Raw genomic sequence first — 13,706 nt, forward strand, 5'->3', positions numbered from 1 at the left:
GCGCTACGTTTATTCTACTCTATTTCAATTACGACATCTGGCCCAACTGGGTGAGCTACACACGTTAGAACGTATCCGGCTTTGAGTTCCGACTCTGATAGGCCGTCCTCTTCATCCAGTTTTACTTTACCCGAAATACATCGTCCCATGCAGGCAGTACACATACCCGCCTGACATGAGTAAGGCAAGTCAATATCCAGATCCAGAGCCGCTTCCAGAATCGTTTGATGGGGTGCCACAGCAAATTTATATTCGCTCCCTTCGTATAAAACGGTTACTTCGGGCGTTCCGCTATCAGCTGCCGTCATAGGTTCTTCTACTACGTCGCCAGCTGCTACGGGCGCATGAGCGAAGCTTTCTTTGTGGATCCGCTCAGACGCAACTCCTACTAACGACAACGCAGAACGGGCTTCAGCCATCATTCCATCGGGTCCACACAAATAGAAACTTGTATTCTGACGTTCAGTGGAAGGTATTTGTTCAAGAAGCTTGGTCAGCAAATGCTGATTAAGTCTACCTTCGGCTCCCGTCCAACCAAAGGAGGGCTGGCTCAGAACATGCGTCACCTGAAATCTTGACCGTCCGTAGGCCTGCTCCATGGCATCAAGATGCGCCTTATAAATAATAGACCCCTGATTCCTATTACCGTAAATAAGCCAGATTCGGCTATTAGGCTCTACGTGCAGGGCCGATTTTGCCATTGAAAACAACGGGGTAATGCCACTACCCGCACCAATCAAGACAAGCGTTCGACGACTCTGTGGATCGAGTTTAGGGGTAAAGGTACCCATTGGCTCCAGCGTTTCGAGAATATCGCCCGGTTTGAGACGATCGCAGAGATAATTCGAAGCTATTCCACCCGGCACCCGTTTTACGGAAACTGACAACGATACGTCAACATGCGGTGACGATGAGATCGAATAGGACCGGCGAAGCTTCTGACCATTAATATTGAGCAAGAACGTCAAAAACTGACCAGGCTGATAACGAACTTCTTCGTTAATAGGATGCCAAAAACTTATGGTTACAGCATCGGGCGTTTCCCGAATGACGTCTTTTACTTTCAAATAATATCTATTTGCCATTCTTCTAATTCAGATTGTTGCAGATTTATCATTCCGGTTCCAGGTTCATACGCACATTCAATTCTGGAATTTGGAACCGGAACTGATAAGCTGACCACAAAGGTACGTTACACAATGGTTTTGTGGTACTCAACAAGGCGTTCGGCTGGCGCTTTCAGAATATCGCCCATCATCAGATCCGTTTTCTGGACAGCCTGACGTAAGGGCGCAGCAAAGTAATAGGCAATAGAACCAACAAAATGAACTGGCCATATTGCTGCCTCCGGAAAACGCTTCACATACGTAGTCAGGAATAATTCGAAAGCATCCGTTAGAAGTTTTATTACGTATGGATGATTTGCATGCTCGGACAGAAACGGTGTAAACGCTGCGAAGTAACGGTTCGGAAATGGTTTCTGATATGCATTTTGCAGCAACGTAGCGCGATCAAGCGCGTAACGATTCTGAAAGGCTTCCCGGAGTGTGTCTGGCAGACGTTCCTGAAAAAAATCACGAACGAGTGTTTTTCCCAGGTAACCTCCGCTCCCTTCATCGCCCAGCCAGAAGCCCAGCGATTGAATACCACGAATAATCTGGCCTTTAGCGTAGCAGCATGCATTCGAACCTGTACCCAGAATACAAACAATACCCGATTCGTTTCCGGCAGCCCCTCTGGCCGCGCCGAGCATATCACTGTTTATCTCTACAGTTTCTAACGCTGGTAATACCGCCCGCAACGAATCGGCCACAATATGATTCACAGCAGGGCCGGTACAACCCGTTCCGTAAAAAAAGACGCTGGTTATGGCTTCGCTGTTTACACAAGGAACCAACTGCCTTTGCAACGTATCGACCATCTGGCTCGTAGTCTGATAATATGGATTAAATCCATCCGTTTGTATTACACGAACCTGATCTTCAGCAGTAACGAGTCGCCAATCGGTTTTTGTAGAGCCACTGTCGGCAATAAGAAGCATAAATGAGAATTATTTTCTGGCCAAATGTTTCTATATGACTCAACTTAAAGTTTGGCACGGGTATAACTAAAGCAGCTTTCCAACCACGGGGAAACGTTTGAATACACTATCCGCGTGAGGAGCGTCGGCAAGTTCGTCTGTAAGATCCTGCCCAGCCCAGTGTTCGTAATGTTTGCCATTTCGCCAAAGGCGCGAGGTCGATACGTCGTAAATGATACCTGCATAGGCGCACCAGATTTCGTCGCGATCCTGTCCATTATGTAACGCTAATTGAGAACGTGTATAGTTATTAACCGAACCAGAATCAGCAACTCTCATTTTATTCCGTTAAGTCAAACAAGCGAATAATTAGGTATCAATTTTGCGAGTGACCACAAAATTAGCGTAACTTTAGCCACTTCTGTTTATATGCATCGATTAACAATGAGAAAGACTTCGGTCATTGTTTTGTTTTCGGCAATAGTGCTTGCCGGTTTATTATCGGGTTGTAAGAAAGACTCTGCTCCGCCCGTTTCCGAGCTTATTGCCAAAGTTTGGGTGCCCAGCAAGGTTGAAGAAAACAACGTAACGGTTTACACGCGCGGAGCGACTGGAAATATACGCGACTATTCTAAGTTTATTATTGACTTAAGCACGGCACCAACAGCAAAGTATACCGATTATGATGGAATTTTGTCTACCGGAAAATACAGTGTTCCCACAGATACACAACTGTTGATAACCGATATGAATCCCCAGCTATCGGAAACTGGAGGAACCCTTGAATTCACGATTAATTCAATTGATGAAAATAATCTGAAAATTACGCGGACAAAAGGCAGCGTTAAGACAGGTAATACCGTAAATGTGTACACCCTGACACGTCAGTAATTTGCCGTAAACTAATTATTTCCCGAAGCCGTTCCGTATAACAACCGGAGCGGCTTTTTAATGCGCGTTACTTCTATTATGACTGACCTTAATACACTAGGTGAAATTGGCCTGATCGAACGAATAAAACAGGGAACTCCTTCCCCGACCCATGCAGAAACCATACGGGGTATTGGCGATGATGCCGCTGTATTCGAGTGGGGGGAAGATTACGGCTTACTGTCTACGGACATGCTCGTAGAGGGTATCCATTTCGATCTTACCTACGTACCGCTGAAGCATCTTGGCTATAAAGCCGTTACGTTTGGGGTGTCGGATATTGCCGCTATGAACGGTTTCCCCCTGCAACTCACCGTTAGTATTGGCCTGAGTAGTCGCTTTCCGGTCGAAGCGATTGATGAGCTATACGAAGGCATCCGGGCCGCTTGCCAGGCATACAATGTTGATTTGGTTGGTGGCGACACGACGGCCTCACGATCGGGGTTGATTCTTTCCGTGACGGTTCTCGGTAAGGTTTCAAAGGATCTTATTACGTATCGAAACACCGCACAGGCAAACGATGTGGTTTGCGTTACGGGTGACTTAGGGGCGGCTTACCTTGGCCTCCAGTTGCTTGAGCGTGAAAAACAGGTTTTTCTGGCCGATCCCAACATGCAGCCTAATCTGTCCGAAGAACGTTCATACTTAGTACAGCGTCAATTACGTCCGGACGCGCGCACCGACATTGTTCACGAACTACGGGAGCTTGGTGTTCGTCCAACAGCAATGATTGACATTTCCGATGGGCTTGCTTCTGAGTTGCTCCATCTCTGTCGACAGTCAGGAACAGGCGCGGTAATTTTCGACGAAAATTTACCGATTGATGATCAGACGTATCTGGCGGCTGATGAGTTTAAGATCAGTCCGGTAACGGCTGCACTAAACGGGGGCGAAGATTATGAATTGCTATTTACGGTACGTCCTCAGGCCTTTGAAAAATTAGCGAACAGCGCTCATGTCACAGCCATTGGGTATCTGACGAATGATCCATCACAGGTTGTTCTGGCGACTAAAGCAGGGCAACAGACGCCCATTCGGGCGCAGGGCTGGCATACAACGTAGCGCTGACCTCTAACCGATTTACCTGTTTATTGCCACTTTTGTTCTGGTCAGCGCTACGTTGTCTGGCCGGAACAATGCATTTACCTAAATCGATTTCGGCAGCGCCCTATCTGGTTGAGAAAATGAAACAAGCCGCTTGAAACGATCAGCACCTGACCGAAGCGACTACTGCGTTATGTATTGATAAATCCATTCCGACACGGTTGCCATCGTTGCCGACGTAGTGGTATCATCTTTGATATTTTTCGATAACAGAACCAATACGTAGTTGCGCCCATCGGGTAGCATAACAATGCCTGAATCATGCCGAACGCCAGCAATAGAACCCGTTTTGTGCGCAACTTTCACTGATTTAGGCAATTTGGCTGGAATAGCCGAATTAAATTTCTGATCCAGCAACGTAGTGATCATCGCGTTTGACGCTTCCGAACTAACCGCTTTTCCAGTAGCGATCTTTTCAAAAATCAGCATCAGATCATACGCTGTGGTCGTATTATTCAGGCCCTTCGCGAATGCTTTGCTATCTTCAACACCCCGCCTAACCTGAATATCGTTAGCGCCCCATTCGCGCATTGTCTGCGTTACGTTCTCCGCCCCTACCCGGTCAATCACCAGATTGGTAGCCAGATTGCTGCTCCAGATAATCATGTCGTACACCAACGACGCTATCGTGCGTTTTGTGCCAACGGCTTTATAAAGTGTTGTATCGCTGTCGTCAATAGCGCGAAGCTGATAGGGACTACCATCCACAATACTCTTGAATTCGGTGGTTATCGTGATAGAATCCGACAGAGACAGCTTGTGCTGAGCGGCCTGCTTATACACTTCAATCATGACAGGCGTTTTCATCGTGCTGGCTGCATGAAATTCCTCGTTAGCGCGAATAAGCAGTTCCTGCCCGGTATGGATGTCTTTGAAGGCGACCGCAAAATTGCCCGTCTGATTATTGAGTTCGCTTTCAATTTTTTGCTTCAACTGATCTAACGACTGTTTTGGCTGCGCGTACGCCAGAACTCCAGACAGCATAGCCATTATCAGAAAAAGTAGTGGGCGATTCGTTCTAAGACACATCTTGTCTGCATTCATATAACCAAGGCAAAAGTCGACTGAATATTAACGAACCCGCAGCAGTTTCGAATAGCATGGCCGTTCGCAGAAAGGCTTCAGTATCAACGTATCCTGCTTAAATTCAAGCCCCTGTCGCACAGGAATGTTAGCGCCATTTGTGTAAATGAACAAATCAACAAACAGGCTATCGGGGTACGTTTTATCGACGCGATAGAATTTATATGGCGCGTAATAGGTCACTTCCTCACCGCTTCTCTCCAGTCTACCATCCGCTCCGAAGGTGAGTGTTTGCTGAGGTAAGCCGGCATAGCGTCTGGTTGTATAAAAACTCGTATCCCGACTGATACGTATTGTGTCGATCTTCGTGACGTAAACGGAGTCCCGAAGAACCGAATCTTTGGTGATCGAAATAGAATATAAGGTAGAGTCTTTCGAGAAACGACGTTCGTAGAGCCGCCACGTACCGGTAATACGCGAATCGCCAGCACCGGGCGAAAAACCGGAATTAGTGTCTTTGCAGGCGAAGCAAAAACCAGCCAGTAGCAGCGTTAAGGGGAGTAGTATTCTTTTCACAAGTCAATCGGCAGTTCGTAAAAGTAACGAACAGATTCTTTCTGCCATTGTTTTCGATACCTTCTTTGTCAGAAATCATCAACCCGAACAGCTCACTGCCTGGTTTGCAAACCAGGCATTGAGCTGTTCGGGTTGAGTTAAAAGTAATCGAGCCGGCTAGACGTACTCGGTGCCCCGCTCTTTAGCGTCGGCTACGAAATTTTTGACTTTTTGCTCTTCTTCTTTCCGACAAATCATCAATACGTTATCATATTCTGCCACAATGTAACCGTCTAGCCCATTAACGACTACCAGGCGGTCTTTCGGGGTTTTGATGATACAGTTTTTCGTATCGTAGAGCATGATATGGCCATCTACTACGTTGAAGTCTTCGTTTTTGTCCGACACTTCATAAAGCGACTTCCAGGTTCCCAGATCAGACCAGCCGAAATCACTTAACACAACGAATACGTTATGGGCTTTTTCCATGACGCCGTTGTCAATCGAAATGCTTTTGGTCAGCGAATATGCTTTATCAACAAACGCTTTCTCCTGTTCGGTATAATAGGCGTCATTTCCTTCGGCAAAAATTTCGGCAACTTCGGGCAGATGCGCTTCAAAAGCTTTTATAACAGCCTGAACATTCCAGACGAAAATACCGGCATTCCAGACGAATTCGCCACTGTCTACAAACTGCTGCGCCAGTTCGAGATGGGGCTTCTCGGTGAACGTTTTCACTTTTTTAACCGACTGCCCAGATTCCGGAATGTACTGGATGTAGCCGTACCCCGTATCCGGACGGCTCGGCTGAATACCCAGCGTTACCAGAATATCCTGCTCTTTTGTAGCGTCAAGCGCCGTTTGAATGGTACGTTTAAACTCTTCTTCTTTTAAAATGATATGATCGGCCGGCGCCACTATAATATTAGCTTCAGGGTCGCGCTGCGCAATTTTATAGCAGGCGTAAGCGATGCACGGAGCCGTATTACGGGCAATGGGTTCACACAGCACCTGATCGTCAGAAAGCTGTGGCAATTGCTGTTGACAGAGATCTTTATAAAGAGAACTGGTAACGATAAAAATATTTTCGGGAGGGCAGATACCGTCAAAACGATCAGCGGTTTGCTGAAGCAGCGTTCGGCCCATGCCGAGTACATCATGAAATTGCTTAGGATAACTGGTTCGGCTGAATGGCCAGAATCGCGTTCCGACACCTCCAGCCATAATAACAACGTATGTATGGTTCATTGATAAGGTTTATTGAGGTAATATTTGGGCAAAGTTGTTTATATCTAACTAATTTATGAAGTATAGGTTATAAGTTACATTTTGACAAATTTGTAAACAAGATACGCCTTACAATTTCATCAGGCCAAATTGTAAGGCGTATTTTATGTGTTAATTTATTAATTGAAATCTCCCCCCACTGCTCTGAGCAGAGCCACGGCATATTGAGTCTCCTGGCTACGTAGCTGTACTAGCTGTTGTTCTGTTGTAAGAATGGTACGTTGTGCATCAAGTACTTCAAGATACGTAGCTAACCCGCGAACATAAAGCTCACGATTATACTGTTCTGTCCGGCGTGCCAGAGCAAGAGTCTGGCCCTGCATATCAATTTGCTGACGTAGTAAAGTCAGATTGTCCAAAGCGGTTTCGGCATCTCGCTGCGCCAGCTGAAGCGCCTGCTGATACGTCTGCTGGCTGGTTTGAATCTGCTGTTTCGATAACGCAATGGTTTGGCGAGCCCGATGCCCTTCGTACAAAGGCACCGATGCGTTGACTCCAACAATATACGTAGCGGCACTTGGCGTAACCCAATTTCCGATCTTGCCCGATAGAATACCACCAGAACCCACCAATGTAACTCTGGGCAACGTACTAGCCTGCTGAAGCGTCACCTGAGCCGTGGCTATCTGATTTTGCCGAACAAATTGAAGCAAGTCCGGCCGACGGGCTAGTTGCTCCGTCGATACGTTGGCATAAGGATACGTTGGTACAGCCGTTGGCAACGTACCGACCGGTACAGAAAACTGGTTTGGGTCCTGTGCGCAAAGCTGCGCTAATCCATTGACCAACTCAATACGTGCCCGTTCCAATCCCTTCAACGTTACCTGTAAACTGGCATAATCGGTCTCGGCACGCTGAACGTCGATTTGATTGATCAGGCCGACCCGAAACCGTTCGCGCAGAATGGAAAGCGTAGAGTCGCGCGACTGGATATTCCGGCGAAAAACAGCCTGCTCAGCGTCGTTACCACGAATCAGAAGATACGTTCGTGCAATGTCGGACGCCAGTGTTAACCGAAATGATTGATAATCAGCATCGCTAGCCTGCTCCTGTAAATTCGCCACAGCAATATTGCTCCGAATTCGCTTAAAAAGATCCAGTTCGTAACTAGCATCAATGGGTAGGAGCTGAAAGGTATTTAACTGGAAACGTGGCAACAAATCAGCCTGATTCGGAACAGAAAGTGGCCGACGTTCTGATAAACTCTGAGTGGTAATTAACACCGAACTCCGGATCGATGGCGACAGGAATGATTGAGCAACTCGTATACGAATGCGAGACTCCTCCAACCGACTTAAAGCAGCTCGCAGATTTGGGCTGTTATCTAATCCAAGCTGAATTAGTGATTCAAGCATTGGGTCGCCGAAACGACGGAATCCGCTGATTGTTAAAGCGGGTACAGACGCATTCGAGTTGGGCACGGCCGCCGACGTAGTGGGTGCACCAACTGCCGTGTTGGCCTGTGGCTGAGGCTGAACCGTTCCGGTTGTCCCGGCGGGGGTTGCACCGGGCTGAACGGTCACAGCGCCCCCTGGTGCATTGAGGGGCGCAGTCTGTGCATTTGCCTGTAAAGCGATTAAACTAGCTACACAAATGCTTCTTAAGTAGGTTTTCATTATAGAGTTACTAATTTTTCGGCTATTCTTACGAAACCGAACCATTCGTCGCGCAGACGACCATCTGGGTTATTGACAACGAATCCCTGGCCTGTTAAGCCTTATACACTCAGTTCTTCAATTCTCACGATAGCATCTTTATTTAAAGGACCGTACAAATGCGGAAACAGCTCATTATTGGTCGATGCTTCGTACTTTAATTCGTGCTTCAACCGATTGGCATCGACATGCAAAAGCAGAAGATTTGGTGTGTTCTGATAATACCGATTCAACGTACCATTAACTTGTTCCTTCTGAGATAGATGAATGAATCCTTCAGTCTGCAGGCTGGCGGCTTTGTAATCCGTCTGAGTTTCCTGCTGCTTCCAATCAGTAGCTAAGACGATATGATAAATCAGGTTCATTTATAAATAATTTCAATTTATTCGGCATTCTCTATAAGCTTCGGGACTTACCCGAGTAATACTACCTATTTTTCAAAATAGGGTTAAGTAATATTGAACAAAAGCAAGAACTCAACACGTAGCGAATATCTTTTATGACTTATAGTCAGGCAATTTAGTAGCATTATTTCAAAAAACCGCGCTAGCAAATTGACTTATTCATAGTATTAATTCTCCAGGTTATTTACTTCAGCTTGACTTTATATTCTATTCAGTTCTCTATTATGTGCTTATGAAGAAGGGAAATCCTTGTAATTTTGCCAATACAACAAAATCGATTTTACTTATGCCAAAGGCACAAATGAATACCGATAAGGGAACGATGCTGATCGAGTTTTTTGAGAAAGATGCTCCGAAAGCGGTTAATAACTTTATCTCGCTCGCCAAATCAGGATTTTACAATGGCGTTACGTTCCACCGCGTTATCCCTAATTTTATGATCCAGGGGGGCGATCCAACCGGTACAGGGGCAGGTGGTCCTGGTTACACAATCGACTGCGAGCTGACAGGTGATAATCAATACCACGACCGTGGTGTTTTATCGATGGCTCACCGGGGACGTAATACGGGAGGTTCGCAGTTTTTTATCTGCCATAACCGTCAGAACACGGCTCACCTCGATCGTAACCACACGGTTTTTGGTAAAGTTGTTGAGGGTATCGATGTAATCGATCAAATTCGGCAAGGCGACAAAATCAACAGCATCACGATACTGGAAGAGGAAGCGGCTTAAACCGCAGGTTTTTCTAAAGTAAACGTAGCGCGGCCTTTCAGCCGCGCTACGTTTGTTATTAACTATAGGCAGGCGTCTTACGAGAGAGCAGACCGCCAATAGCTAGTGCTAGGGCAACAAAAGCACCAGCGATAGCCACTAACCGAATCTGGTCATATTCCGCCTGCTTAACAGCAATAGCGGCATAGGCCCACGTAAATACCAGTAAATACGCTACACTTCGGAATCGGTTAAACACAACAGCACCGACCAGTAGCCCGACAATCAAAATAGTCACCGCCCAGGTTTGTTCGCTGAGTCCAAGCAAGCTAAAATTTGTCGATCTCAGATAAACCGCTACGTTCAGAATTGTAGCCACCGTCAGCCAGCCAAAGTAAATCGAAAAAGGAATACGAGCCAGCCACGTTTCCTGAGCCGGAGCGGCTGATTCGGGCAACGTAACGTCGGGGTCGATCGACAAAAATGGAACGTTCGGCTGGGCAAGTAAACGCTGCTCAATAATAACGAGTGAACCCAGCATCACCAGAATAACTACCAGAGCCAGTCCGATACGTTCGTTATTAAATAGTGGACTCCAGATCGCATTGCAGAACGCATTTAATACGACCCACCATCCGACTGCCCGAAAGCGTGGATTTGTTCGTTGTGCAGGCAATGCCTGGTAGACGGCAAACGCCAAAAGACCTAGAAAAATCAGGCCCCAGATCGAGAATGCGTAACCCGCTGGTGTGATGAGCGTACTGTATTTAGCAGAAATATCACTATTCGTTCGTCCACCAAACGCCCCTGCATTGGACAGATAGTTCATCACAAGCAGTGTTATTATGCTGAACACAACGAGAAATTGCCGAAGTCGATCGTTTTTCATAAAAACAAACCCGTTGATTGATACGGCTATCAACCAACGGGTTTATCTGTTTGTTTGCAGGGCTTTCTACAGCTCTGTAATCTTGAACTCCGTTCGGCGGTTACGCTGGTGTTCCTCTTCCGTTTTAGCGTTTTTGATAATTAACTGCGTTTCGCCGTACCCTTTATACGTAAGACGATCGGCCGCAATTCCTTTCGAAACAATATATTCGACAGCCGACTTGGCCCGGTTCTGTGATAATTTCTGGTTATACGCATCGCTGGCGCGCGTATCGGTGTGCGAACCCAATTCGATTTTCAAAGTTGGGTTATCCTGTAGGATCGCTACAAGTTTATCCAGTTCGACAGCCGCATCCGGGCGAATGTTGTACTTATCCAGATCGTAATAAATATTCTCCAGTACAAACGTTCTGTTGAGCGTCGCCTTGTCGAGCAGCAGTGCTACGTTAAAGGTTGTGTCCGTTTCGGGTTTCGTCAGGAATATCTCCGGAATGCTTTTCCCCTGCATCGTAAATTGCTCCCTGCGCGTCAGATATCCCTTCCGCTCAGCCAGAATCGTGTAATCCTTCCCTTCCTGCAAAGGATATTTCCCAAATGTACCGGGCTGACCCGTCGTTACTTCGGCAATTGGCTGACCCGTTGCATCGTCCAGAATCCGCACCTTTGCCGAATCAAGTGGCGTAATGGGCGTTTCGTTCGCCGAAACCGTACCAGCGATAAAATAACGTACTGTTTTAGGAGCGTTCGCAGGAGGGTTTTGGGCAACCGTCGGCGTACCGGGTGTCATGCCTTCCTGGAAAAAATATATATCATCGTCGCCTTTACCACCGGGGCGATTTGAGGCCAGAAACCCTTTTGTAGGGTCAACGTAAACTAATCCAAAATCGTCGGCTGGCGAGTTGATCGGCTGGCCCATGTTTTCAACCCGCGTTACGCCACCCGAACGGGTTGCCACAAATACGTCCAGTTTACCCAAGCCTGGATGACCATCTGACGAGAAGTACAATTTAGCATTAGCACCAACGTACGGAAACATTTCGTCGCCGGGCGTATTGATGTCGCGGCCCATATTGACCGGTCGGCTAAATCGCCCTGATGCGTCGATGCTGGTTCGGTACAAATCGATACCACCTGCTCCACCCGCCCGATTGGAAGCAAAATAGAGCGTTTTCCCGTCTCCCGAGAATGCAGGCGAACCATCCCAGGCGGTTGAATCGCTGATGGGCAAACGTAGTGGCTGGCTCCATGCCCCCCCATCGCCTAATCGACTGATGTACAGATCGACATCTAAACCGCCCTTCTTCTTTCCGTTATTGCCGCGAGCAAAAACCATGGTTTTGCCATCTTTCGTAAAAGCTGGCGTCCCTTCATTTACATCACCCTGAAAAACGTTGCTGCTGAACTGCTCAGGTGCACCCGTTGGTGCCGAATTTCCGGTTTCGTCCGGATTCTGAGGAAGTTTGGTTTTGTACAAACCCAGCATTGGCAGGCCATTATTCTTATAAACCTGCTCTTTCCGCGACGATGTAAACACCAGCTCTTCACCTCGAATCACAGGCGCAAACTCAGCACCCGTCGAGTTCATACTACCCAAATTTTTAAGCGTAATGAGCGATTTATTCCGGGCAATGATGTCAATCGCTTTTAGGGTTTCTACCTCGCGCTTTGCTTTTTCGAGGGTAGCCTTGGCCGTTGTTTTTGGCGCATTTGCTACGTATTGCTGCAATTGTTCCAGGGCAGCGGCATAGTTTCCCTGCGATTTTAATGCATAGGCATAGTTGAAGCGGGCATCCGGTTCGGTTGTGTTGGCCTCAATCGCTTTCTGATAAAACGGGGCTGCTTCGCCAAATCGGTTTGACAGACGATATGATTCAGCCTCGTAATAATTCAGTCGAGCCTGATCGATAGTGCCTGTAGAAGCTTTTTGAAATTGAGTTAGCGCTAAATTATATTCTCCGGCGTCGAAATGCCGAACGCCTTTTTTATACGCCTGCATAGCCGAATTACAACCCGTCAGAATCAGAGCTGAACTCATCGCTACCAGTAGCGCAGACGACGTAATGCTTTTCATAGAATTGTGAGCAGAAAACTTTCCACGCCCAAGATAAGGTAAATTCGGACGGGTCTACTTTTTAACGAATACAATCCCCTTTTTATTTAACGCAACACGGGTGGAAATCCGCGATTTGTCTGCCTGTTTACGCCGATCACAAATCGCGGTTTTCCACCCGTGTTACGTACTATTCAATTCTAAACTTGCTGAGCAACACCCGCTTCTTCAACTACGTCTTCAGCGTAGGCTTCCGTTGGAACGCAGGCGCAAACCAGATTGCGGTCGCCGTAGGCCGAATCAATCCGGCTAACACTAGGCCAGAACTTGCGAGCGCGAACCTGTGGCAACGGATAAACAGCTTTTTCACGACTATAGGGCCGATTCCAACTATCGCTTAATACCACCGTAGCAGTATGCGGAGCATGTTTCAGTACGTTGTTGGTCCGGTCAGCTTCGCCTGTTTCGATTTCCCGAATTTCATTACGTATCGCAATCATCGCTTCGCAGAAACGGTCGAGTTCATCTTTGGATTCCGACTCGGTTGGTTCAATCATCAGCGTACCGGCTACAGGGAACGAAACCGTTGGCGCATGGAATCCGTAATCCATCAGGCGTTTGGCAATATCGGTTACCTCAATACCAAAGTTTTTAAATGCGCGGCAATCTAAAATCATCTCGTGTGCGCAACGACCCTGAGCTCCAGAGTAAAGCACCGGATAATGTTGCTCTAAACGCGCTTTCATGTAGTTTGCGTTTAAAATGGCATATTTGGTGGCATTGGTTAAACCTTCAGCACCCATCATAGCAATGTAAGCGTGAGAAATTAACAAAATACTAGCCGAACCCCAAGGCGCAGAAGATACCGCTGGGATAGATTTTCCTTTTTCGATATCTACCACAGCGTGACCAGGTAAATACGGCACTAAGTGCGCTGCCACACCAATTGGTCCCATACCAGGACCACCACCACCGTGAGGAATACAGAAGGTTTTGTGTAGGTTCAAGTGACAAACATCGGCGCCAATATTAGCAGGACTAGTTAAGCCTACTTGTGCGTTCATGTTAGCGCCATCCA

At 47.1% G+C, this 13,706-nt stretch carries 13 protein-coding genes and 1 pseudogene; 3 read left to right on the forward strand and 11 right to left on the reverse strand.

What is annotated here, in order from left to right; all coding sequences use genetic code 11:
• Positions 1 to 14 precede the first annotated feature (14 nt).
• The 3 genes from ACOJS8_RS02645 to ACOJS8_RS02655 form a co-directional block, all read right to left on the reverse strand.
• Positions 15 to 1,085: a 2Fe-2S iron-sulfur cluster-binding protein gene (locus ACOJS8_RS02645; protein ID WP_420146979.1), complete on the reverse strand. Its 1,071-nt coding sequence runs from the start codon at positions 1,083 to 1,085 to the stop codon at positions 15 to 17.
• Positions 1,086 to 1,192: 107 nt separating this feature from the next.
• Positions 1,193 to 2,041: an N-acetylglucosamine kinase gene (locus tag ACOJS8_RS02650; RefSeq protein ID WP_420146980.1), complete on the reverse strand. Its 849-nt coding sequence runs from the start codon at positions 2,039 to 2,041 to the stop codon at positions 1,193 to 1,195.
• Between the two features lie 66 nt (positions 2,042 to 2,107).
• Entirely contained in the window at positions 2,108 to 2,359 is a 252-nt protein-coding gene (locus ACOJS8_RS02655; RefSeq protein ID WP_420146981.1) for a cytochrome b5 domain-containing protein, read from the reverse strand.
• Between the two features lie 105 nt (positions 2,360 to 2,464).
• Between ACOJS8_RS02655 and ACOJS8_RS02660 the strand changes: the two genes are divergently transcribed.
• Together ACOJS8_RS02660 and thiL are read left to right on the forward strand one after the other, a co-directional pair.
• Positions 2,465 to 2,911 carry a hypothetical protein gene (locus tag ACOJS8_RS02660; protein WP_420146982.1) on the forward strand — a complete coding sequence of 149 codons (447 nt, stop codon included), beginning with the start codon at positions 2,465 to 2,467 and terminating at the stop codon, positions 2,909 to 2,911.
• A gap of 78 nt (positions 2,912 to 2,989) precedes the next feature.
• The gene (thiL, locus tag ACOJS8_RS02665) at positions 2,990 to 4,012 is read left to right on the forward strand and encodes a thiamine-phosphate kinase (RefSeq protein ID WP_420146983.1); all 1,023 of its coding nucleotides are present in this window, start codon (positions 2,990 to 2,992) and stop codon (positions 4,010 to 4,012) included.
• A 165-nt stretch (positions 4,013 to 4,177) separates the two neighbouring features.
• Here the strand turns inward: thiL and ACOJS8_RS02670 are convergent, their stop codons facing one another.
• From ACOJS8_RS02670 to ACOJS8_RS02690, 5 genes are all read right to left on the reverse strand, one after another.
• Positions 4,178 to 5,038: a serine hydrolase gene (locus tag ACOJS8_RS02670; RefSeq protein ID WP_420146984.1), complete on the reverse strand. Its 861-nt coding sequence runs from the start codon at positions 5,036 to 5,038 to the stop codon at positions 4,178 to 4,180.
• 87 nt (positions 5,039 to 5,125) lie between these two features.
• A complete protein-coding gene (locus ACOJS8_RS02675; protein ID WP_420146985.1) occupies positions 5,126 to 5,653 on the reverse strand; it encodes a hypothetical protein in 528 nt (175 codons plus the stop codon).
• 156 nt (positions 5,654 to 5,809) lie between these two features.
• Positions 5,810 to 6,880, reverse strand: a complete 1,071-nt coding sequence (locus tag ACOJS8_RS02680; protein ID WP_420146986.1) for a mannose-1-phosphate guanylyltransferase — start codon at positions 6,878 to 6,880, stop codon at positions 5,810 to 5,812.
• A gap of 158 nt (positions 6,881 to 7,038) precedes the next feature.
• Positions 7,039 to 8,535, reverse strand: a complete 1,497-nt coding sequence (locus ACOJS8_RS02685; RefSeq protein WP_420146987.1) for an efflux transporter outer membrane subunit — start codon at positions 8,533 to 8,535, stop codon at positions 7,039 to 7,041.
• 101 nt (positions 8,536 to 8,636) lie between these two features.
• Complete coding sequence (locus ACOJS8_RS02690) at positions 8,637 to 8,939, reverse strand: DUF952 domain-containing protein (protein WP_420146988.1); 303 nt, start codon at positions 8,937 to 8,939, stop codon at positions 8,637 to 8,639.
• A gap of 325 nt (positions 8,940 to 9,264) precedes the next feature.
• Between ACOJS8_RS02690 and ACOJS8_RS02695 the strand changes: the two genes are divergently transcribed.
• A complete protein-coding gene (locus tag ACOJS8_RS02695; RefSeq protein WP_420146989.1) occupies positions 9,265 to 9,711 on the forward strand; it encodes a peptidylprolyl isomerase in 447 nt (148 codons plus the stop codon).
• Between the two features lie 58 nt (positions 9,712 to 9,769).
• Here ACOJS8_RS02695 and ACOJS8_RS02700 read toward each other — a convergent pair whose 3' ends face one another.
• The 3 genes and pseudogenes from ACOJS8_RS02700 to ACOJS8_RS02710 all read right to left on the reverse strand — a co-directional run.
• Positions 9,770 to 10,579: a tryptophan-rich sensory protein gene (locus ACOJS8_RS02700; RefSeq protein ID WP_420146990.1), complete on the reverse strand. Its 810-nt coding sequence runs from the start codon at positions 10,577 to 10,579 to the stop codon at positions 9,770 to 9,772.
• 66 nt (positions 10,580 to 10,645) lie between these two features.
• Positions 10,646 to 12,649 carry an OmpA family protein gene (locus ACOJS8_RS02705; protein ID WP_420146991.1) on the reverse strand — a complete coding sequence of 668 codons (2,004 nt, stop codon included), beginning with the start codon at positions 12,647 to 12,649 and terminating at the stop codon, positions 10,646 to 10,648.
• Between the two features lie 179 nt (positions 12,650 to 12,828).
• Positions 12,829 to 13,706 (reverse strand): annotated as a pseudogene (locus tag ACOJS8_RS02710) (glycine dehydrogenase (aminomethyl-transferring)); the annotation flags it as partial.

Source organism: Spirosoma sp. (assembly GCF_048594605.1).
In the GTDB taxonomy this organism is placed as follows: domain Bacteria; phylum Bacteroidota; class Bacteroidia; order Cytophagales; family Spirosomataceae; genus Spirosoma.